At 73.4% G+C, this 21,203-nt stretch carries 17 protein-coding genes and 1 pseudogene; 11 read left to right on the top strand and 7 right to left on the bottom strand.

Annotation, left to right across the window (positions count from 1 at the left end; genetic code table 11):
• Nucleotides 1–105: 105 nt before the first annotated feature.
• Nucleotides 106–1,062, top strand: a pseudogene (locus tag Asi02nite_RS26815) (aldo/keto reductase); the annotation flags it as partial.
• Nucleotides 1,063–1,218: 156 nt separating this feature from the next.
• Here Asi02nite_RS26815 and katG read toward each other — a convergent pair.
• Genes katG through Asi02nite_RS26800 form a run of 3 tightly spaced genes read right to left on the bottom strand, consistent with a single transcriptional unit; the run spans nucleotide 1,219 to nucleotide 4,131 of the window.
• Nucleotides 1,219–3,468, bottom strand: a complete 2,250-nt coding sequence (gene katG / locus Asi02nite_RS26810) for a catalase/peroxidase HPI (protein WP_203716686.1) — start codon at nucleotides 3,466–3,468, stop codon at nucleotides 1,219–1,221.
• Nucleotides 3,465–3,908, bottom strand: a complete 444-nt coding sequence (locus Asi02nite_RS26805; protein ID WP_203716685.1) for a Fur family transcriptional regulator — start codon at nucleotides 3,906–3,908, stop codon at nucleotides 3,465–3,467. Before Asi02nite_RS26805 ends, katG begins: the two co-directional genes overlap by 4 nt.
• A gap of 58 nt (nucleotides 3,909–3,966) precedes the next feature.
• The gene (locus Asi02nite_RS26800) at nucleotides 3,967–4,131 is read right to left on the bottom strand and encodes a hypothetical protein (RefSeq protein ID WP_203716684.1); all 165 of its coding nucleotides are present in this window, start codon (nucleotides 4,129–4,131) and stop codon (nucleotides 3,967–3,969) included.
• A gap of 266 nt (nucleotides 4,132–4,397) precedes the next feature.
• Here Asi02nite_RS26800 and Asi02nite_RS26795 point away from each other — a divergent pair, with 266 nt between their 5' ends.
• From Asi02nite_RS26795 to Asi02nite_RS26770, 6 genes are all read left to right on the top strand, one after another.
• Complete coding sequence (locus tag Asi02nite_RS26795; protein WP_203716683.1) at nucleotides 4,398–5,687, top strand: MFS transporter; 1,290 nt, start codon at nucleotides 4,398–4,400, stop codon at nucleotides 5,685–5,687.
• 68 nt (nucleotides 5,688–5,755) lie between these two features.
• Entirely contained in the window at nucleotides 5,756–7,774 is a 2,019-nt protein-coding gene (locus Asi02nite_RS26790) for a molybdopterin oxidoreductase family protein (RefSeq protein ID WP_203716682.1), read from the top strand.
• The gene (locus Asi02nite_RS26785) at nucleotides 7,771–9,171 is read left to right on the top strand and encodes an FAD-dependent oxidoreductase (RefSeq protein ID WP_203716681.1); all 1,401 of its coding nucleotides are present in this window, start codon (nucleotides 7,771–7,773) and stop codon (nucleotides 9,169–9,171) included. The genes Asi02nite_RS26790 and Asi02nite_RS26785 overlap by 4 nt, the downstream gene beginning before the upstream one ends.
• A complete protein-coding gene (nirB, locus tag Asi02nite_RS26780; protein WP_239127124.1) occupies nucleotides 9,168–11,861 on the top strand; it encodes a nitrite reductase large subunit NirB in 2,694 nt (897 codons plus the stop codon). Before Asi02nite_RS26785 ends, nirB begins: the two co-directional genes overlap by 4 nt.
• Nucleotides 11,858–12,946 (top strand): uroporphyrinogen-III synthase, encoded by a 1,089-nt coding sequence (locus Asi02nite_RS26775; protein WP_203716680.1) that lies wholly within the window; start codon nucleotides 11,858–11,860, stop codon nucleotides 12,944–12,946. The genes nirB and Asi02nite_RS26775 overlap by 4 nt, the downstream gene beginning before the upstream one ends.
• On the top strand, nucleotides 12,943–13,590 hold the full coding sequence (locus Asi02nite_RS26770) for a sirohydrochlorin chelatase (RefSeq protein WP_203716679.1): 648 nt from the start codon (nucleotides 12,943–12,945) through the stop codon (nucleotides 13,588–13,590). Before Asi02nite_RS26775 ends, Asi02nite_RS26770 begins: the two co-directional genes overlap by 4 nt.
• Here the strand turns inward: Asi02nite_RS26770 and Asi02nite_RS26765 are convergent.
• Nucleotides 13,566–13,763 carry a hypothetical protein gene (locus tag Asi02nite_RS26765; protein ID WP_203716678.1) on the bottom strand — a complete coding sequence of 66 codons (198 nt, stop codon included), beginning with the start codon at nucleotides 13,761–13,763 and terminating at the stop codon, nucleotides 13,566–13,568. The two genes, Asi02nite_RS26770 and Asi02nite_RS26765, sit on opposite strands and share 25 nt — an antisense overlap.
• Nucleotides 13,764–13,896: 133 nt before the next feature.
• On the opposite strand from Asi02nite_RS26765, the gene Asi02nite_RS26760 reads away from it, so the two are divergent.
• From Asi02nite_RS26760 to zwf, 3 genes are all read left to right on the top strand, one after another.
• Nucleotides 13,897–14,157, top strand: a complete 261-nt coding sequence (locus Asi02nite_RS26760) for a DUF1330 domain-containing protein (protein ID WP_203716677.1) — start codon at nucleotides 13,897–13,899, stop codon at nucleotides 14,155–14,157.
• Between the two features lie 69 nt (nucleotides 14,158–14,226).
• On the top strand, nucleotides 14,227–15,855 hold the full coding sequence (gene pgi / locus Asi02nite_RS26755; protein ID WP_203716676.1) for a glucose-6-phosphate isomerase: 1,629 nt from the start codon (nucleotides 14,227–14,229) through the stop codon (nucleotides 15,853–15,855).
• 73 nt (nucleotides 15,856–15,928) lie between these two features.
• Nucleotides 15,929–17,314: a glucose-6-phosphate dehydrogenase gene (zwf, locus tag Asi02nite_RS26750; protein WP_203716675.1), complete on the top strand. Its 1,386-nt coding sequence runs from the start codon at nucleotides 15,929–15,931 to the stop codon at nucleotides 17,312–17,314.
• On the opposite strand, the gene Asi02nite_RS26745 is transcribed toward zwf, so the two are convergent.
• Together Asi02nite_RS26745 and Asi02nite_RS26740 are read right to left on the bottom strand one after the other, a co-directional pair.
• On the bottom strand, nucleotides 17,311–18,534 hold the full coding sequence (locus Asi02nite_RS26745; protein WP_203716674.1) for an RNA polymerase sigma factor: 1,224 nt from the start codon (nucleotides 18,532–18,534) through the stop codon (nucleotides 17,311–17,313). The genes zwf and Asi02nite_RS26745 overlap by 4 nt on opposite strands.
• Nucleotides 18,531–18,854, bottom strand: a complete 324-nt coding sequence (locus Asi02nite_RS26740) for a YciI family protein (protein ID WP_203716673.1) — start codon at nucleotides 18,852–18,854, stop codon at nucleotides 18,531–18,533. Before Asi02nite_RS26740 ends, Asi02nite_RS26745 begins: the two co-directional genes overlap by 4 nt.
• A gap of 242 nt (nucleotides 18,855–19,096) precedes the next feature.
• Here Asi02nite_RS26740 and Asi02nite_RS26735 point away from each other — a divergent pair, with 242 nt between their 5' ends.
• Nucleotides 19,097–20,152 (top strand): hypothetical protein, encoded by a 1,056-nt coding sequence (locus Asi02nite_RS26735; RefSeq protein WP_203716672.1) that lies wholly within the window; start codon nucleotides 19,097–19,099, stop codon nucleotides 20,150–20,152.
• On the opposite strand, the gene Asi02nite_RS26730 is transcribed toward Asi02nite_RS26735, so the two are convergent.
• Complete coding sequence (locus tag Asi02nite_RS26730; RefSeq protein ID WP_239127123.1) at nucleotides 20,153–21,094, bottom strand: M15 family metallopeptidase; 942 nt, start codon at nucleotides 21,092–21,094, stop codon at nucleotides 20,153–20,155.
• Between the last annotated feature and the right edge of the window lie 109 nt (nucleotides 21,095–21,203).

Genomic DNA, 21,203 nt, shown 5'->3' with positions numbered 1-21,203 from the left:
GGTCGCCCGGGGCATGACCTGGATAACACTACACGGTGTCCGGACACGCTGTAGTGTTTCGCCGTCGACGCCGATCCCGGGTCGGACATCAGGGGCACAAAGGGAGTGGCAGTGAAATACCGTCTGCTGGGGCGTACCGGAGTCTGGGTTTCCGAGATCTCGCTCGGCACCATGACGTTCGGCGGCAAGGAGCACCCGGTGTTCCGCAACGTCGGCGCACTCGGGCAGGCCGAGGTCGACCAGGTGGTCGGCAGCGCGCTCGACGCCGGGGTCAACTTCATCGACACCGCCGACGTGTACGCGGACGGCGAGAGCGAGGAGCTGCTCGGCCGGGCGATCGGCTCCCGCCGGCGCGACGTGATCGTCGGCACCAAGCTGCTGGCGCCGGTCGGCACCGGGCCCAACGACCAGGGACTGACCCGCCTGCACATCATGCGCTCGCTGGAGGACAGCCTGCGCCGGCTCGGCACCGACTACATCGACCTCTACCAGCTGCACAACTACGACCACGTCACCCCGCTCGAGGAGACCCTCGGCGCGCTCGACGACGCGGTGCGGCAGGGGAAGATCCGCTACATCGGCTGCTCGAACTTCGCGGCCTGGCAGATCAGCAAGGCGCTGGGCATCTCCGCCCTGCACCACCAGGCGCGGTTCGTCGCCAACCAGACGCACTACTCGCTCGTGTCCCGCGACGCCGAGCGGGACCTCGTGCCGATGGCCGAGGACGAGGGCGTGAGCCTGACCGTGTGGAGCCCGCTGGCCGGCGGCTTCCTCACGGGCAAGTTCCACCGCGACGGGGGTACGACCGACGAGAACAGCCGTCGCGCGAAGGCCGGCGCCGACTTCGTCCAGTTCGACGAGGAGCAGGGCCACCGGATCGTCGACGTGCTGCGGACCGTCGCCGACCGGCACGAGGTGAGCCCGTCCCGCGTCGCGCTCGCCTGGCTGCTCGCGCAGCGCGCCGTCACCAGCGTCGTCGTCGGCGCCCGCCGGCTCGACCAGCTCGCGGACAACATCGCCGCCAGCGAGCTGACGCTCACCGCCGAGGACCTGGCCGCGCTCGACGAGGTCAGCCGCCCGGCGGTGGCCCCGTACCCGAACTGGATCCAGACCGCGTTCGCACCGGTCCGCATCCCGGCGGCCAACGCGGCCTGACCCCTGGACGAAGCCGGCGCCCGGTCGATCCACAAGGGATCGGCCGGGCGCCGGTCGGCATGGTCAGCTCAGGTCGAAGCGGTCCAGCTCCATCACCTTGGTCCAGGCCGCGACGAAGTCGGTCACGAACCTGTCCCGGCCGTCCTGGCTGGCGTAGACCTCGGCGAGGGCGCGCAGCTGGGAGTTGGAGCCGAAGACCAGGTCGACGGCGGTGGCCGTCCACTTGAGATCGTCGGTGGCCAGGTCCCGGATCTCGTACACGTGCTCCTGCGACTTCGACGCCTGCCACCGGGTGCCCGGCGAGAGCAGGTTGGCGAAGAAGTCGTTGCTGAGCACGCCGGGCCGGTCGGTCAGCCGGCCGTGCTCGCTCGCACCCGCGCCCAGCGCCCGCAACCCACCGATGAGGACGGTCATCTCCGGCGCGGTCAGGTTCAGCATGTACGCGCGGTCGACGAGCAGCACCTCCGGCTGGGTCTTCTCGCCGGGGCGCAGGTAGTTGCGGAACGCGTCCGCGCGCGGCTCGAGGACCCGGAACGACTCGACGTCGGTCTGCTCCTGGGTGGCGTCGGTGCGACCGGGCCGGAACGGCACCGTCACATCGACGCCCGCGTCGCGCGCGGCCTTCTCGACCGCGGCCGAGCCGGCCAGGACGATCAGGTCCGCGAGCGAGATCTTCGCGCCGCCCGCGTCGTTGAACTTGCGCGCGATGCCCTCGAGGGTCTCCAGCACGGTCGCGAGCTGCTCGGGCTGGTTGACCTCCCACCCGCGCTGCGGCTCGAGCCGCACCCGGGCACCGTTGGCGCCGCCGCGCTTGTCGGTCGACCGGAACGAGGCCGCCGACGCCCAGGCGGTCGAGACGAGCTGGGCCGTGGTGAGACCGGACTCCAGCACCTCGGCCTTGAGGCTCGCGACGTCGGCCGGACCGACCAGCTCGTGGTCGACGGCCGGGACCGGGTCCTGCCAGAGCTGCGGCTCCGGGACCCACGGCCCGAGGAAGCGGCTGACCGGGCCCATGTCGCGGTGCAGCAGCTTGTACCAGGCCTTGGCGAACGCGAGCGCGAACTCGTCGGGGTTCTCGAGGAAACGACGGGAGATCCGCTCGTACGCCGGGTCGACGCGCAGCGACAGGTCGGTGGTGAGCATCGTCGGCAGGTGCGTGCGCCCCGCATCGTGGGCGTCCGGGATGATCGCCTCGGCGTCCTTGGCGACCCACTGCTTCGCGCCGCCGGGGCTGGTGGTCAGCTCCCACTCGTACCCGAAGAGGATCTCGAAGAACCGGTTGCTCCACCGGGTGGGCCGGTCGGTCCAGGTCACCTCGAGGCCGCTGGTGATCGTGTCGGCGCCCTTGCCGGTGCCGTGGGTGCTGAGCCAGCCCAGGCCCTGCGCCTCCAGCGCGGCGCCCTCGGGCTCGGCGCCCACGTGGTCGTCGGCGACGCCGGCGCCGTGGGTCTTGCCGAACGTGTGGCCGCCGGCGATGAGGGCGACGGTCTCCTCGTCGTTCATCGCCATGCGGCGGAACGTCTCGCGGATGAAGTGCGCCGCCGCGAGCGGGTCCGCGCTGCCGCGGGGCCCCTCCGGGTTGACGTAGATGAGGCCCATCTCCGTGGCGCCGATGTCCGGCACCATCTCGCTCTCCGACGCGTAGCGCTCGTCGCCCAGCCAGGTGTCCTCGGGACCCCAGAAGATCTCCTCGGGCTCCCAGACGTCCGCGCGGCCGAAGCCGAACCCGAAGGTCTTGAAACCCATCGACTCGAGCGCGACGTTGCCGGCCAGCACGAGCAGGTCGGCCCAGGAGATCTGCTGGCCGTACTTCTGCTTGACCGGCCACAGGAGGCGGCGGGCCTTGTCGAGGTTGGCGTTGTCGGGCCAGCTGTTGAGCGGCGCGAACCGCTGGCCACCGTCGCCGGCGCCGCCGCGCCCGTCGTGGATGCGGTAGGTGCCGGCCGCGTGCCAGCTCATCCGGATCATCAGGCCGCCGTAGTGCCCGAAGTCGGCCGGCCACCACTCCTGCGAGGTGGTGAGGACGTCGACGATGTCGCGCTTGAGCGCGTCGACGTCGAGCTTGGCGAACTCGGCGGCGTAGCTGAAGCTCGCGCCGAGCGGGTTGCCCTTGGCCGAGTGGGCGTGCAGCACGGAGAGGTCGATCTGGTTGGGCCACCAGTCGCGGTTGGTCCGCGGCCGCCCACCGGTCTTCGGCGTGGGCGAGTCGATCGCGGGGTTCTCGCTCTCGCTGCCGTGCGCGGTCACGGAGTCCGCCGCGAGCGACGGCTTCCGCTCGATGCCCTGCGCGCTGCTGTCGTGGTTGTCGGTCATCTGCTTCCTTCCGAACCGGGGGTACGTCCGGCCGCGCAGTCGGGGCAGGCGCCCCAGAACACGACCTCGGCCTCGTCGACCACGAACCCGCGGTCGTCCGAGGCGGTGAGACAGGGAACGTGGCCGACGGCGCAGTCGACGTCGGCGATGGCACCGCACGAGCGGCAGACGACGTGGTGATGGTTGTCGCCGACCCGCGACTCGTACCGGGCGGTGGCGCCGGCGGGCTGGATGCGCCGCACGAGCCCGGCGTCGGTGAGTGCCCGCAGGATGTCGTAGACCGCCTGCCGGGAGACGCTCGGATCATCGGCCCTGACCAGCGCGATCACCTGCTCGGTGTCGACATGCGGGTGATCGCGCAGGGCAGCCAGCACGGCGAGTCGCGGTCTGGTCACACGCAGCGAGGCTGCCCGCAACTGTCCCTCGAAGCCCGCTGTCATCCTCTGAACGTAGACAGTTGTCTGGAATCAATCAACTTTTAGCGCCGCCCTCGGCGCGTCACCGGCCGGCGCGGAGCATCCCGGTCAGGGGGTCGTAGCGGAACACCTGGTTGGTCTTCTTCGGCACGTCCACCTGCAGGCCTGTGGTCTTCACCGTGGTCCTGCCGGTGTCGTAGCGGTCCTCGGTCTCGACGCGCAGCCACGGCCGGCCGTCGCGCAGCACCGTGACCTCCTCGATCAGCGTGCCGTCGCGGCCCGCGGCGATCGAGTAGACCGGGGCCCGTCGGCGGGGCGAACTCGACGCCGCCGCCCGCGCGGATGGTCAGCGTCGCCACCAGGTCGCTCGGCCCCGAGTTGTACGCCACGTTGGCCACGAGACGGTCTCATGGCGCCCTCACCACCGGCGCCGGGGCGTGGTGACGGCGATTTCACGAACGGCGCACGCGAGCGGTCATCGGGGCGCAACGCCCCGGCCGGAGAGTGGCCGCCATGACGACCACCGCCACCCCCACCCCAGCGGTACGGCCGGCGCCGGGCTGGATCGCCGACTGGCGACCGGACGACGAGGCGTTCTGGGCCGCCACCGGCCGCCGGATCGCGCGGCGCAACCTCGTCTGGTCGATCGCCGTCGAGCATGTCGGGTTCTCGATCTGGCTCCTGTGGAGCGCGGTGGCCGTGAGCCTGCCCGCGGCCGGCTTCGCGTTCTCCGTCGACCAGCTCTTCTGGCTCGTCGCCCTGCCCAACCTCGTCGGTGCCGCGATGCGGATCCCCTACACGGCCGCGGTCGCCCGCTTCGGCGGGCGGAACTGGACGGCGGTGTCGGCCGCGCTGCTGGTCCTGCCGCTCGCCCTGATGGTGGCCTGCGTGACCAACCCCGCGACGCCCTACTGGGCCTTCGCCGCGGCTGCCGCGACCGCGGGGCTGGGCGGCGGCAACTTCGCGTCGTCGATGGCGAACATCTCCTACTTCTATCCCGCGCGCCACAAGGGACTCGCGCTCGGCGTCAACGCCGCGGGCGGCAACGTCGGCGTCGCCGTGGTGCAGCTCGCGGTGCCCCTCGTCGTCGTCGCGGGCGGCGGGCTCCACCTGGCGTACGCGCCGCTGCTCTGGCTCCTGCCCGTGCTCGTCGCGATGGTCGGCGCGTGGCTGTGCATGGACAACCTCACCGTCTCCCGGGCGCCGCTGCGCCAGCAGGCCGCGGTGCTCAAGAACCCGCACACGTGGGTGATGTCGTTCCTCTACGTCGGCACGTTCGGCAGCTTCATCGGCTACTCGGCGGCGCTGCCGCTGCTGATCCGCAACGAGTTCCCGGCCGCCGGCAGCGTGCTCTTCGCCGCGCTCGGCCCGCTCGTCGGCTCGGCGGCACGGCCGGTCGGCGGCTGGCTCGCGGACCGGATCGGCGGCGCGAAGGTCACCCTCGTGGCGTTCCTCGTGCTGGCCGCGGGCGTGGCGGCCGTGCTGGCGGTCGGCGGTTTCGGGCCGTTCCTGGCCGCGTTCCTGCTCCTCTTCGTGGCCAGCGGGGTCGGCAACGGCGCCACCTACCGGATGATCCCGGCGATCTTCCAGGGCGCCGGTGCCGCCGCCGTCATCGGCATCGCGGCGGCCGTCGGCGCGCTCGGCGGGTTCCTGATCCCGCGCGGGTTCGGCATCTCGATCGCCCGGACCGGCTCGATCGACGCGGCGCTGCTCACCTTCCTCGCCGGCTACGCCCTCTGCGTCGCCGTGACCTGGTGGTGCTACCTCCGCCGGGATCTCACCGCCGCCCGGGGGCCGGTGTGAGACGCGATTTTCAACCCGGTAACAGCCGGGAGGCCGCCCCGAAACGGCCGCTGGGCACCGTGGTGGGCATGCCGGCCGCCGACACGCACTGCCCGTACTGCGCGCTGCAGTGCGCGATGACGCTGCGCGCCGGCATGACCGGGGTCGAGGTCGAGGGCCGCGAGTTCCCCACCAACCGGGGCGGGCTGTGCCAGAAGGGCTGGACGGCGGCCGACCTGCTCCGCCACCCCGATCGGCTCACGCAACCGCTGGTCCGCGACGGCGGCGCCCTGCGGCCGGCGACCTGGCCCGAGGCGCTCGATCGCGTCGTCGACGGCATCAGGGCGATCCAGGACAGGCACGGCCGCGATGCCGTCGCGGTCTTCGGCGGCGGCGGCCTCACCAACCAGAAGGCGTACGCGCTGGGCAGGTTCGCCCGGGTCGCCCTGCGCACCCGCACCATCGACTACAACGGCCGGTTCTGCATGTCGTCCGCCGCGGCGGCGGGCAACCGGGCGTTCGGTCTGGATCGCGGCCTGCCCTTCCCGGTCGCCGACATCGCGGCGGCCGACGCGGTGCTGCTCGTCGGCGCGAACCCGGCCGAGACGATGCCACCGTTCGTGCGGCACCTCGACGGGGCCGGGCTGATCGTGGTCGACCCCCGGCGCACCGCCACCGCCCGCATGGCGTCGCTGCACCTGCAGCCCACGCCCGGCACCGACCTCGCGCTCGGCAACGGGCTCCTGCACATCGCGATCACCGAGGGGCTGGTCGACAAGGCGTACGTGGACGCGCGTACCACCGGCTTCGACGCGGTGCGGGCGGCCGTGTCCGACTGGTGGCCGGCCCGGGTCGAGCGGCTCACCGGCGTACCCGTGGCGGACCTCCACGCGACCGTCGAGCGGCTGGCCGGAGCCCGGCGGGCGGTGGTGCTCACCGCCCGCGGCGCCGAGCAGCACGCCAAGGGCACCGACACGGTCACGGCGTTCGTCAACCTCGCCCTCGCGCTCGGCCTGCCCGGGCGGCCCGGCAGCGGCTACGGCTGCCTGACGGGGCAGGGCAACGGGCAGGGCGGGCGCGAGCACGGCCAGAAGGCCGACCAGCTACCCGGCTACCGGCGCATCGACGACCCGGCGGCACGCGCTCACGTGGCCGCCGTCTGGGGTGTCGATCCCGCGGACATCCCGGGGCCGGGGCCGTCCGCGTACGAGCTGCTCAGCTCCGACGAGGTCCGCGCCCTGCTGGTGTTCGGCTCCAACCCGGCCGTGTCGGCCCCGCGGGCCGCCCGTGTCGAGCGCTGGCTGCGCGGGCGGGACCTGCTCGTCGTCGCCGACTTCGTGCTGTCGGAGACCGCCGCGCTCGCCGACGTCGTGCTGCCGACCGCGCAGTGGGCCGAGGAGGACGGCACGCTGACCAACCTCGAGGGCCGGGTGATCCGCCGCCGGCGGCTGGCCGCGCCGCCGCCGGGGGTCCGTACCGACCTCGAGGTGCTGGCCGACCTCTCGGCCCGGTTGGGCGTGCCGACCTCGGCCGAGCCGCGGGTCGTCTTCGACGAGTTGCGCCGGGCCAGCGCGGGCGGCGCCGCGGACTACGCCGGCATCACGTACGACCGGATCGACGCCGAGGGCGGCGTGTTCTGGCCCTGCCCCGACGCCGCGCACCCGGGCACGCCGCGGATGTTCCTGGACCGGTTCGCCACGCCGGACGGCCGCGCCCGGTTCGTGCCCGTCACGCACCGCCCGGCGGCCGAGGAGCCGGACGCCGACTTCCCGCTCTACCTGACCACCGGGCGGGTGCTGACCCAGTACCAGTCCGGCGCACAGACCCGCCGGGTCGCCGCCCTGCCCGGCGAGCCGTTCGTGGAGCTGCATCCCGACCTCGCGGCCCGGCTCGGGGTGGCCGACGGCGGCCCGGTCACGGTCGCCACCCGGCGCGGCAGCGCGACGGCGCCCGCCCGGCTGAGCGACGCGATCCGCGCCGACACCGTCTTCATGCCCTTCCACTACGCCGGGGCCGCCCGGGCCAACACGCTGACCAACCCCGCGCTCGACCCGGTCTCCCGGATGCCGGAGTTCAAGGTCTGCGCGGCGCGGGTGACGGCCGCGTGAGGGTCCTGGTGGTGGGCTACGGGATGGCCGGGGCGCGGGCCGTGGCCGAGCTGCGGGCCCGGGACGCCGACGTCAAGGTGACCGCGCTGGGCGCCGAGCCGCACCGGCCCTACAACCGGATCCTGTTGTCGGCGCTGCTGGCCGGCAAGGTCGACGAGGACGACCTGGCGATCGCGGCCGCGCCGGCCGGCGCCGACGTGCGGCTGGGTGAGGCGGTGGTCGCCGTCGACGCCGGGCGCCGGGTGGTGCGCACGGGCGCGGAGGAGCACGAGTACGACGCCCTGGTGCTCGCGACCGGCTCGGCGCCGGTGGTGCCGCCGCTGCCGGGCATCGCACGGTCCAATGTGTACGCGTTCCGGACCCTTGACGACTGCCGGCGGATGCTGGCCGCCGCGACCGGAGCCGGCCGGGCGGTCGTGCTCGGCGGCGGGCTCCTGGGCATCGAGGCGGCCCGCGGGCTCGCCGGCCGCGGCCTGACGGTCGACGTCGTCCACATCGGACGGCACCTGATGGACCGCCAGCTCGACGACGACGGTGGCCGCGTGCTCACCCGGACGCTGGCCGGCCTCGGCATCCGTACGCACGTCGGCGTGCCCGCCGAAGCCTGGACCGGCGCGGCGTTGCGGCTCGCCGACGGCACGGAGATCCCCGGTGACCTGCTCGTGCTCGCCTGCGGCGTCCGGCCGGACACCCGGCTCGCCGCCGGGGCCGGGCTCACGGTCGATCGCGGGATCGTCGTCGACGACGCGATGCGCACCAGCGACCCGCACGTCTACGCGATCGGTGACTGCGCCGAGCACCGTGGCACCGTCCACGGCCTGGTCGCCCCGGCCTGGGACCAGGCGGCCGTCGCCGCCGACCGCATCACCGGCGGCGCCGCGGCCTATCGCGGGTCCCGCGTCGTGACCCGGTTGAAGGCGAGCGGCGTGGACCTCGCCGCGATGGGTTCGCCGACGGCCGACCCGGACGCCGAGGTGGTCAGCTTCGCCGACCCGGCCCGCGGCACCTACGCCCGGCTTGTCATCCGCGACAACCGGCTCACCGGGGCGGTGCTGCTGGGCGACAACCCCGCGGTCGGCCACGTCGTGCAGCTCTTCGACCGCGACGCCGACGTCCCGGCCGACCGGCGGACGCTGCTGCTCGGCCGCGCCCACGGCGCGGACCCGCCGGCGGTGGCCGCCTCCCCCGCGCTGATGCCGGACGCGGCGGTCGTCTGCCGGTGCAACACGGTCCGCAAGGCGGCCATCACCGCGGCGTGGCGGGCCGGCGGGCGGACCGTCGGCGAGGTGGTCGCCGCGACCCGGGCCACCACCGGTTGCGGGAGCTGCCGGGAGGCGGTGTGCGGACTGGTCGATTGGTTGTCCACGGTGGATCCGAGCACGGAGGTCGCGGCATGAGACTCGTCGTCGTCGGCAACGGGATGGTCGGGCAGCGCTTCGTCGAGGCGCTCGCCGCGCGGGACACGGCGAGCCGGTGGTCCGTCACGGTGCTCGCCGAGGAGCACCGGCGCGCCTACGACCGGGTGCGGCTGTCGGCCTTCTTCGAGGGCGCCTCGGCCGAGGACCTCACGCTCGCGCCGGCCGGCGTGCCGTCCGGTGTGGACCTGCGGCTCGCCGAGCCGGTGGTCGCGGTCGACCGGGCCGCGCGGGTGGTGCGGACGGCGGTGGGCGCGTATCCCTACGACGCGCTGGTGCTCGCGACCGGGTCACGGCCGTTCGTGCCGCCGGTGCCGGGCCGGGACGCCCCGGGCTGCTTCGTCTACCGGACGCTCGACGACCTGGAAGCGTTGCGGGATTACGCCGTCGGCCGGTCGGCCGGGATCGTCGTCGGCGGCGGCCTGCTCGGTCTCGAGGCCGCCAACGCCCTGCGGCTGCTGGGCCTGCGGACCTCCGTCGTCGAGTTCGCCCCGCATCTCATGCCGATGCAGCTCGACCCGGCCGGTGGCGCGATGCTGCGCCGGCGGATCGAGGACCTGGGCATCGCGGTGCGCACCGGGACCGCGGTGACCGCCATCGCCGCCACCGGCGACCGGCTGCGCGTCTCGGCGGGCCCCGACGCGGCACTCGACACCGACGTCGTGGTGTTCGCGGCGGGTGTGCGGCCGCGCGACGACCTCGCCCGGGCGGCCGGCCTCACCGTGGCCGAGTGCGGCGGGATCCTGGTCGACTCCGCACTGCGGACCAGCGACCCCGCCATCTCCGCGATCGGCGAGTGCGCCGCCGTCGACGGCCGCTGCTACGGGCTGGTCGCGCCGGGCTACGCGATGGCCGACGTGGTCGTCGACCGGCTGCTCGACGGTGCCGCCACGTTCGGCGGCGCCGACACCTCGACCAAACTCAAGCTGCTCGGCGTCGACGTGGCCAGCTTCGGCCAGAAGGCCGGCCCGCTCGACGTCGTCTACGCGGACCCGGCCAACGGCCTGTACGCCAAGCTGGCGCTGACCGACGACGCCCGGACCCTGCTCGGCGGCGTCCTGGTCGGCGACGCCGCCGCCTACGGCACCCTGCGCGCGGCCGTCGGCGGGCCGGTGCCCGGCAAGCTCGCCGACTTCCTGTCCTCCGGTGCGCCGGACGTCGCCCTGCCCGGCGGGGCGCAGGTCTGCAGCTGCAACAACGTCGCCAAGGACGAGGTGCTGGCGGCCGTCGGCGACGGCTGCCACGACGTGGCCGCGGTCAAGGCGTGCACGCGGGCCGGCACGACGTGCGGGTCGTGCGTGCCCTTGCTGAAGTCGTTGCTCACCGAGGCCGGCGTCGCGCAGTCGAAGGCGCTCTGCGAGCACTTCGCGTTCTCGCGGCAGGAGCTGTTCGACCTCGTCCGCGTGCGCGGGATCCGGACCTTCTCGGCGCTGGTCGCCGAGCACGGCACCGGGCGCGGGTGCGACGTCTGCAAGCCGGCGGTGGCCTCGATCCTGGCCTCGCTCGGCAACGGGCACATCCTCGACGGCGAGCAGGCGGCGCTGCAGGACACCAACGACCACTTCCTGGCCAACATCCAGCGCGACGGCACGTACTCGGTCGTGCCGCGGATCCCCGGCGGCGAGATCACGCCCGACAAGCTGATCGTGATCGGCGAGGTCGCCCGGGACTTCGGCCTCTACACGAAGATCACGGGTGGGCAGCGGATCGACCTGTTCGGGGCGCGGGTGGAGCAGCTCCCCGAGATCTGGCGGCGGCTGGTCGCGGCGGGATTCGAGTCCGGGCACGCGTACGGGAAGGCCCTGCGCACGGTGAAGTCCTGCGTCGGCTCGACCTGGTGCCGGTACGGGGTGCAGGACTCGGTCGGCCTGGCGGTCGCCTTGGAGCTGCGCTATCGCGGGCTGCGGGCGCCGCACAAGATAAAGTCCGCGGTCTCCGGGTGCGCGCGCGAGTGCGCGGAGGCCCGGAGCAAGGACTTCGGCGTCATCGCGACCGACAACGGCTGGAACCTCTACCTGGGCGGCAACGGCGGCTTCCGGCCCCGCCACGCCGACCTGTTCCTCTCCGACGTGGACACCGACACGCTGGTGCGCACCGTCGACAGGTTCCTCATGTACTACATCCGCACCGCCGACCGCCTGCAGCGCACGGCGGCCTGGATCGAGGGTCTCGACGGCGGGCTCGACCACCTCCGCGCGGTCATCGTCGACGACAGCCTCGGGCTCTGCGCCGACCTCGACGCCGCGATGGCGCGGCACGTCGGGGCGTACGAGGACGAGTGGCGGGCCGTGCTGGCCGATCCGGTGAAGCTGCGCCGCTTCGTCTCGTTCGTCGACGCGCCCCGCACGCCGACCGGGTGGGCGCCCGTATGCCGGTTCGAGGACCTGCTGCCGGAGCGTGGCGTGGCCGCGCTGGTCGGCCCGGAGCAGGTGGCGGTGTTCCGGCTGCACGACGGCGGGCTGCGGGCGATCGGCAACCGCGACCCGGTCAGCGGCGCCCACGTGCTCTCGCGCGGGCTGGTCGGCACCCGTTCCGGCCGCCCGGTGGTCGCGTCGCCGATGCACAAGCAGGCGTACGACCTCGACACGGGCGAGTGCCTCGACACGGCGGCCCGCGTGCCGGTGTTCCCGGTCCGGGTCCGGGACGGCATGGTCGAGGTGGGCGCCCCGTGACCCAGCCGCTGCGGGGCTTCACGGTCGCGACCACCGCCGAGCGCCGGCGCGACGAGCTCGGCGCCCTGCTGGAACGCCGCGGCGCGCGGGTGCTCTCCGTCCCGGCGATCACGATCGTCCCGCTGCTCGACGACGCCGCGCTGCACGCCGCGACCGCCGCCTGCGTCGCGCACGCCCCGGACATCGTCGTGGCCACCACCGGCATCGGCTTCCGGGGCTGGCTGGAGGCGGCCGAGGGCTGGGGCGTCGGCGAGGCGCTGCGCGGCGGGCTGCGCGGCGCGCGGCTCATCGCGCGGGGTGCCAAGCCGTGCGGTGCCATCCGGGCCGCCGGCCTGACCGAGGACTGGTCCGCGCCGACCGAGTCGTGCGCGGAGATCCTCGACCGGCTCCTCGCCGAGGGCGTCTCCGGCCGGCGGATCGCCGTGCAACTCCACGGCGGGCCGCAGGACGAGTTCACCGGCGCGCTGCGGGCCGCCGGGGCGGCGGTGGTCGAGGTGCCCGTCTACCGCTGGACGCGGCGGGCCGACATGGAACCGCTGCGCCGGCTGGTCGACCAGATCGTCACCGGCCAGGTCGACGCGGTCACCTTCACCAGCGCGCCGGCGGTGATCGCGCTCCTGGACACCGCCGGCGACCGCGCGGCGGACGTGCTCGCGGCGTTCGGCGACCGCGTGCTCGCCGCCTGCGTCGGGCCGGTCACCGCCGCTCCCCTGCTGGACCGGGGCGTGCCCGCCCTGACGCCCGAGCGGTCCCGGCTGGGCGCGCTGGTGCGGGCCGTCACCGACACGCTGCCGACCCGCGCCCGGCGGCTCTCGGTCGGTGGCGTCACCGTGGAGGTGCGGGGGCACGCGGCGGTCGTCGACGGCGAGGTCCGACCCCTCGCACCGGCCTCGATGGCGCTGTTGCGGGCGCTCGCGGCCCAGCCCGGCGCGGTCGTGCCGCGCGCCCTGCTCGCCACCGCGCTGCCCCGCGGCGAGCGCGGGCACGCCATCGACATGGCGGTGGCCCGGTTGCGGGCCTCACTCGGGGCCGACCTCGTGGAGACGGTCATCAAGCGCGGCTACCGGCTGCGGGTGCCGGCGTGACCGTGCTGCTGGTGGCGCACGGGACGCGGGTGACGGCCGGGCAGGAGCAGATCCGTGCCCTCGCGCGACGGGTGGGGCGGGAGCATGACGTGCGACTGGCCTACGTGGACGTCCAGGTGCCGCACGTGCGCGACGTGGCGGCGCGGCTGGCGGGCCCCGCGGTCGTGGTCCCGCTGCTGTTGACCAACGGCCACCACGTGCGGGTCGACATCGCCGGGGCGGTCGATGGCGCCGACGCCGTGGTCGCGCCCGCGCTCGGCGCGGACGGCGCCCTCGTGGGCGCGCTGGTCGACCGGCTGGCGGCGGCGGGTCCGGCGGACGCGGTCGTGCTCGCCGCCGCCGGGTCCAGCGACGGGCGGTCGCGGGCCGAGGTGTCGGCCGTGGCGGCGGCCCTGCCGGTGCCCGCGGTGGTCGCGTACGCGGCGTCCGCGACGCCGTCCGTGCCGGAGGCGGTGCGGGCGCTGCGCGCCGCCGGCGCGCGGCGGGTGGTCGTCCTGGCCTACCTGCTGGCCGACGGCCGGTTCCACCGCGCGTTGCACCGCGCCGGCGGCGACGTGGTCACGCCGCCGCTGGCGGATCATCCGGTGGTGGTCGATCGGGTCCTGTGCCTGGCCGGCGCTCAGCCGCTGCGGCGGTTGCCGTAGTTGCGCGGCGGCTGGTAGGAGCCGCCCTTGCCGGTGAACCCGCCCGAACTGTGCTGGTGGGCCTGTGCGCCCTTGCCCTTGGCCTTGCCCTTCGCGCGGCGCTCGGCCCGGTTGGCGAAGGTCGGCTCCTCCTCGACGGCCTCGTCCGGCGTGGTGTTCTCTTCGTCGGACATGAATGCTCCTAGCGTCGTGCCGTGCGCGGTCAGGCAACAGCGTAGTCACTCGGGTGGCGGTGGTCGCGAAACGGGCGTCGACCAGCCATTCCGGCGATAACCTGAGCCAGCCGATCATGAAGGAGCTGACGCAGTGGCCACATATCTGATCACGCACGAGGTCGACGACGTCGAGGCGTGGAAGGCCTCGTCGAGACGGGAGGAGGTCTTCGGGCCGCTGGGCATCCGGGTTCGCCCGTTCGTGGACCCGGCGGGTTCGAACCGCGTCGGGCTGATCGCCGAGATCCCGGACATGATGGCCTTCCAGGCGTTCATGCGCTCCGACGAGGCCGCCGCGGCGATGCGGCACGACGGCGTCCGGCCCGACACCCTCGTGGTGCTCGGCGAGGGCTAGGTCGAGTCGTCGATCGGGGCACAGCGGTAACATCTCGCCTGCACCTGGAGCGCTCACCTGGAGGACACCATGTCGACGACGCCGTTACGCGAACGACCCTCCTGGCAGGCGCTCGCCGCGCACCACGCCGACATCGGCGGGCGGCACCTGCGTGAGCTGTTCGCCGAGGATCCGGCCCGCGGGGAGCGCCTGCGGGCCGAGGCGGCCGGCCTCTATCTCGACTACTCGAAGAACCGCGTCACCGACGAGACGATGCGGCTGCTGTTCGAGCTCGCCCGGGAGTGCGAAGTCGAGCAGCGGCGCGACCTCATGTTCTCCGGTGCGCCCATCAACACCTCCGAGCACCGCTCGGTGCTGCACGTCGCGCTGCGGATGCCGAAAGGCGCCTCGCTGACGGTCGACGGCGTCGACGTGGTCGCCCAGGTGCACGAGGTGCTCGACCGGATGGCCGCGTTCGCCGAGCGGATCCGGTCCGGCGAGTGGCGCGGGCACACCGGCAAGCCGATCCGCAACATCGTCAACGTGGGCATCGGCGGCTCGGACCTCGGGCCGGTCATGGCGTACGAGGCCCTGCGCCACTACACCCGCCGCGACCTGACCTTCCGGTTCGTGTCCAACGTGGACGCGACCGACTTCGTCGAGGCCACCCACGACCTCGCGGCCGACGAGACGCTCTTCGTCATCTCGTCCAAGACGTTCGGCACGCTGGAGACCCTGACCAACGCGCGGTCCGCCCGCGACTGGGTGGTCGGTCAGCTCGGTGACGACGCCGCGGTCGCGAAGCACTTCGTCGCGGTGTCCACCAACGCGGAGCGGGTCGCCGCGTTCGGCATCGACACCGCCAACATGTTCGGCTTCTGGGACTGGGTCGGCGGCCGCTACTCGATGGACTCCGCGATCGGACTGTCCACGATGCTCGCCGTGGGACCCGACGGCTTCGCCGAGATGCTGGCCGGCTTCCACGAGATGGACGAGCACTTCCGCACCACCCCGCTGGAGCGCAACCTGCCGGCGCTGATGGGCCTGCTCACCGTCTGGTACGTCAACTTCTTCGGCGTGCAGAGCGTCGGCGTCATGCCCTACGACCAGTACCTGAAGCGCTTCCCGGCCTACCTGCAGCAGCTCACGATGGAGTCCAACGGCAAGCACGTGACCCGCGACGGGCACCCGGTCGACTACGACACCGGCCCCGTCTACTGGGGCGAGCCGGGCACCAACGGCCAGCACAGCTTCTACCAGCTCCTGCACCAGGGCACCCGGCTCATCCCGGTCGACCTGATCGGGTTCGGCCGGTCCCTCAACCCGCTCCGCGACCACCACGACCTGCTCACGTCCAACGTGTTCGCGCAGGCGCAGGCGCTGGCCTTCGGCAAGACCGAGGAAGAGGTACGCGCGGAGGGCACGGCGGACGACGTCGTGCCGCACAGGGTGATGGAGGGCAACCGGCCGAGCAACACGCTCCTGGCGGAGCGGCTCACCCCGCGGCTGCTCGGCGCCCTCGTGGCGCTCTACGAGCACAGCGTCTTCACGCAGGGCACGATCTGGGGCATCGACTCCTTCGACCAGTGGGGCGTCGAGCTGGGCAAGGTGCTCGCCTCGAAGATCGCCCCCGACCTGACCGGCCCGGCCGACGCGGCGCTCGACTACGACTCCTCCACCGCGGCACTGATCCGTCATTACCGCGCCCTGAAGGGCTGACCTGGCCAAATCACCGTCGCGGGGGCCGTCCGTCGGGCCAGAATGAGCGTATCGCCGACGGGGAGGAGCGCGGGTGGCCACGCACGGGACCTCCGACGCCCTGGTCTTCTTCGGCGCGACCGGCGACCTCGCGTACAAGCAGATCTTTCCCGCCCTGGCGGGCCTGAGCGCCGAGGGCCGGCTCGACATGCCGGTGATCGGGGTCGCCAAGGCCGGCTGGGACCGCGAGCGGCTGGTGCAGCGCGCCCGGCAGAGCCTGGCCGAGCACGGCGTCACCGACGAGTCGACGGTGCGCCGGCTGACCGACGCGCTGCGCTACGTCGACGGCGACTACCGCGACACGGCCACGTTCGAGGCGCTCCGGACCGCGCTCGGCTCGGCCCGGTCGCCGCTGTTCTACCTGGCCATCCCGCCGACGCTGTTCGGCACGGTCGCGACCGCGCTCGGCGACTCCGGCTGCGCCAGGGGCGCCCGCGTCGTCGTGGAGAAGCCGTTCGGCCGCGACCTGGCCGGTGCGCGTGAGCTGAACACGGTGCTGCACCGCATCTTCCCCGAGGACGCCATCTATCGCATCGACCACTTCCTCGGCAAGGACGCGGTCCTCGGCCTGCTCTACTTCCGGTTCGCCAACGCGCTCCTCGAGCCGTTCTGGAACCGGTTCTGGGTCGACTCCGTCCAGATCACGATGGCCGAGGACTTCGGGGTGGCCGACCGCGGCGCCTTCTACGACAAGACCGGCGTGATCCGTGACGTCGTGCAGAACCACCTGCTGCAGGTGCTGAGCCTCGTGGCGATGGAGCCACCCGGCGGCTACGGGCACCAGGACATCCGCGACGAGAAGACCAAGGTGCTGCGGGCGATGCCGCCGTTGCGCCGCAACGACGTGGTGCGGGGCCAGTTCGCGGGATACACCGATGTGGAGGGTGTCGCGTCCGGGTCCACGGTGGAGACGTTCGTGGCACTGCGCGCGCACGTCGACACCTGGCGGTGGGCCGGGGTGCCGTTCTACATCCGGGCCGGCAAGATGCTCCCGGTCACGGCCACCGAGGTGCTGGTCCGGCTGCGCCGCCCGCCGGCCGCCCTGGCCGGCACCGACCACGACCACCCGCCCAACCACGTGCGGTTCAAGCTGGGCCCCGACGGCGCCATCTCGCTGGGCGTGACGGTGAAGGCACCCGGCGGCGAGTCGATGCGCGGCACCGACGTCGAGCTGGCGGCGCTGGACCGGCCCATGGAGCCCGACCTGCCGCCGTACCAGCGGCTCCTGGGTGATGCCCTGGACGGTGACGCCTCGCTGTTCACCACGCAGCGCGGCGTGGAGGCGGCCTGGTCGATCGTCGAGCCGGTCATCGACGACTCGACGGCGCCGCACGTCTACCAGCCCGGCACCTGGGGGCCCGACGAGGCGAGCGCTCTCACCGCCAGCCACGGCGGCTGGTACGACCCCTCCGGCGCCTAGGCGAGCTGGTCGCGGCGCCGGGTCAGGTAGGCCGTCTCGGCCGTGTTTCCCGCCAGCTCGATGGCCCGGTCGTAGGCCGACCGCGCCTCCGGGCCACGGCCCAGCCGGCGCAGCAGGTCGGCGCGGGCCGCGTGGTAGGCGTGGTAGCCGGTCAACGCGCTGTCGAGCCGGTCGACGGCCGCCAGCGCCACGTCCGGCCCGTCGAGCTCGGCGACGGCGACCGCCCGGTTGAGCGCGACGATCGGCGACGGGTCGACGCGGACGAGCCGGTCGTACAAGGCGACGATCTGTGACCAGTCGGTGTCGCGTACGTCGCGGGCCGAGGTGTGCACGGCGTTGATCGCGGCGAGGAGCTGGTAGCGGCCGGGCGCGATCCCGGTGGCGATGCGTTCGAGGACCAGCCGCTGGCCCTCCGCGACCAGGTGCTGGTCCCAGGCCCCGCGGTCCTGCTCGCCGAGGGCGACCAGCTCGCCGCTCGCGGACACCCGGGCCGTGCGGCGGGCCTCGGTGAGCAGCATCAGCGCCAGGAGGCCGGCCACCTCGCCGTCGTCCGGCAGGAGGACCCGGATCAGCCGGGTCAACCGGATCGCCTCGGCGGTGAGGTCCTGCCGCACGGGATCGGTGCCGGCGCCGGTCGCGAGGTAGCCCTCGTTGAAGACGAGGAAGAGCACGGCGAGCACACCGGAGACGCGGGCCGGAAGGTCCGCGGTGGACGGCACACGGTACGGAATGCGGGCCGCCCTGATCTTGTCCTTGGCCCGGGTGATCCGCCGTCCCATGGCGGACTCCTGCACGAGGAAGGCGCGGGCGATCTCGGGGACGGTCAGCCCGCCGACCATGCGCAGCGTCAGCGCCACCCGGGTCTCCATCGCGAGGGCCGGGTGGCAGCAGGTGAAGACCAGCCGGAGCCGCTCGTCGTCGATGGCGCCCACAGGCTCGGGCGGGTCGCCGTCGTACAGCATCACCGCCTCCTTCTGCTTGTCGAGACGCTTGTGCTCGCGCCGGAGCCGATCGATGGCCTTACGGTTGGCGGTGGTCGTCAGCCAGGCGCCCGGGTTCGGTGGCACGCCGTCGGCCGGCCACCGCTCGACGGCGGTCGCGAACGCCTCGGCGGCCGCCTCCTCGGCGACGTCGAGGTCGCCGAAGCGCTTGGTGAGGGCGGCGACCACCCGGGCCCACTCCGCGCGGTGGGCCCGGCCGACCGCGTCGTCGACGTTCACAGGAAGGGACGCACCTCGACCTTGCGGTTGCAGTGTTTCGATCCCTCGGCGGCGAGCGTGAGCGCCACGTCGAGGTCGGCCGCCTCGAAGACCCAGAAGCCGGCGAGGAACTCCTTCGTCTCCACGAACGGCCCGTCGGTGAACAGCGCCTCACCGCCCCGGTTGTCGATGACGGTGGCGGTGCTCGGGTCGGCGAGCCCACCGGCGAACACCCAGTGCCCCGCGGCCTGGACCCGCTCGTTGAACGCCCGGATGGCGGTCATCTCCTCCTGGGTGGCGGAGTTGGACCTCTCGTCGATCACGGAAACCAGGTACTGCATCGCGTCGTTCTCCTCTGGTCTGGGCCGGTGCTCATCCTCGCTACGAACGCCCGGACCCCGATCCGACAACCTCTCGCCGAATTCCCCTTCCGACTCTAGGCGGACGCGCTCGCATCGACGCTGGAGCGTCGTTGGATTGGACAAATCGCTCACATCTGGTCGTCGGTGCTCATATGCTCGAAACCGCTGATCGCGGGTGTGCGCCGCTGGCACGACCGCCTGGACATGAAGGACGGTCACCAATGCGGGTACGCCGGATCCTGGCCGCGACTGTCGCGGCGGGCAGCATCGTCGTGGGCGTGCCCGCGGCCGCCTCGGCCTCGTCCTATGTGCCCTGTGACGGGCGCGCCCTGCAGGCCGCCGTGGTGAGGGTCAACAACGCCGGTGGCGGCACGCTCAATCTCACGCCGCGCTGCACCTACCGGCTCCGCACGCCGGCGAGTGGTGACAACGGGCTGGCGGCTGTCACGACGCCGATCCGGGTCAACGGGAACCGCGCCACGATCACCCGCGCGTCGGCCGCGAACTTCCGGTTCTTCGAGATCGGTGCGGCGGGCCACCTGACCCTGAAGTGGCTGACCCTGCGCAACGGGCGTACCGCCGACGGTGGTGCGATCTTCGTCAACGGCGGGCGCCTCGACCTGGTCGCCGGCACGGTCACCGGGAACACCGCGACCGAGAACGGCGGTGGGATCTACAACACGGGAACCATGGCCATCACCGCCAGCAGCCTGAGCGACAACACGGCGGCCCAGGGCGGTGCCGTCAACAACCAGGGAGCCGAAGCCAGCATCGACCTCACCACGGTGACCCGGAACCACGTCGCCACCGGGGTGGACCAGGGCGTCGGCGGCGGGATCCTGAACGCGGCCCCGCTCACGCTGAAAGGCGTCCGCATCGCCGGCAACACCGCGAGCGGTCAGGGCGCGGTCGGTGGCGGCCTGTGGAACGTCGGCGACCTGACGATGACCGGCGGCTCGTTCGTCGACAACGTCGCCGACGGCGCCGGCGCGGGCGGTGGCGGGCTGTGGAACGGCGACTCGGCGACCGTCACCGGCACCCGGTTCCTGTTCAACACGGCAAGCGGCGGGCAGGCCCGGGGCGGCGGCATCTTCAACGTGGCCGGCACCGTGGTGCTGAACCACGCCACGGTGGTGGCCAACCAGGCGACGGGCGCCGGCGCCGACGGCGGCGGCATCTTCAGCGAGACCGGAACGGTGACGCGGACGGGCGGCACGCTGAGGGGCAACAGGCCCAACAACTGCGGCGCCCCGAGCACGGTCCCGGGCTGTCCCTGATCAGCCGCCGTTGGCGGAGAAGTGCATGTAGTCCTTGAGGGCGCGGTAGTCGCCGCCCCACTCCCAGCCGATCGAGGCGAAGGCCTTGACCGCCGCGCCGCGGGGCTCGGCCATCCCGGCCCGGTGCGGGGTCCGGTCCAGATAGCTGGTCGCCAACTCGGGCAGGACGACCTTGCCCTTGTGGTACGGGTTCTGGAACGGGTTGATGTCCACGGCGAGCCCGTACGCGTGCTGCGACCACGACTGCTGGCCCCGCACCGGCCGGCAGGCGAACGACTCGGTGGTGTTGCCGTCACCGGTCGACGGCGCGTTCAGCTCGGCGGCGGACGAGATCCGCATCCGCTCGATCGGGAAGTCGGCCGCGAAGAGCTGCCGGAACACGCTGACGAGACCGTTGGCGGCCTTAGCGTTGACCAGCAGCTCGCCGGTGTGGGCGCGGCCGTCGAAGCCGCGGAAGCTGAGCGTGACGTAGCGCAGGTCGGTGCTGTCGACCGGGCAGCCCTTGGTCCAGCTCGACCGGGCGAGCACGTCCGCGGGAACGGCCCGGACCGTGGCGTGGAAGCGACCGTCGGCCGGCGGCGGCAGCTCGTCGACCGTGACGAGCGAGCGGTTACGCAGCTCGGGCGGGGTGGGTTGGGCTGCGGCGTGGCCGTCCGGCCCGGTGGGCAGCACCCGGGTGCCGAGCCACGCTGGGGCCGGGGTGGCGGTCCCGGCGGTCGGGGTCGGCGCCGTCGGACTCGGCGCCGTCGGACTCGGTGCCGTCGGACTCGGTGCCGTCGGGCTCGGTGCCGCCGGGCTCGCGACTGTCGAGGCCGAGGCAGAAGCGGCGGCCCGGGGTGCCGGCGACCCGCCCCGGGCGCCGGCGCAGGCGGCCGCGGCGAAGCCGAGGAGGGCGACCAGGAACAGCAGGATCGCCGCCCGGGTGCGTTTGCGCGTGGCCAACTCCGTCACCTCCGTCCGTCCCCGTCCAGCGGTGACCCCGGTCACCGAGCAGGAGGTACGGGCGGGGGGCACCGGGCGACAAGGCTACGCGGCCGCGACGCCCGCGCCC

Origin of the sequence: Asanoa siamensis, from assembly GCF_016862555.1 — a bacterium.
GTDB classification, from domain to species: domain Bacteria; phylum Actinomycetota; class Actinomycetes; order Mycobacteriales; family Micromonosporaceae; genus Asanoa; species Asanoa siamensis.
This window is presented reverse-complemented; position numbering and strand designations above follow the sequence as displayed.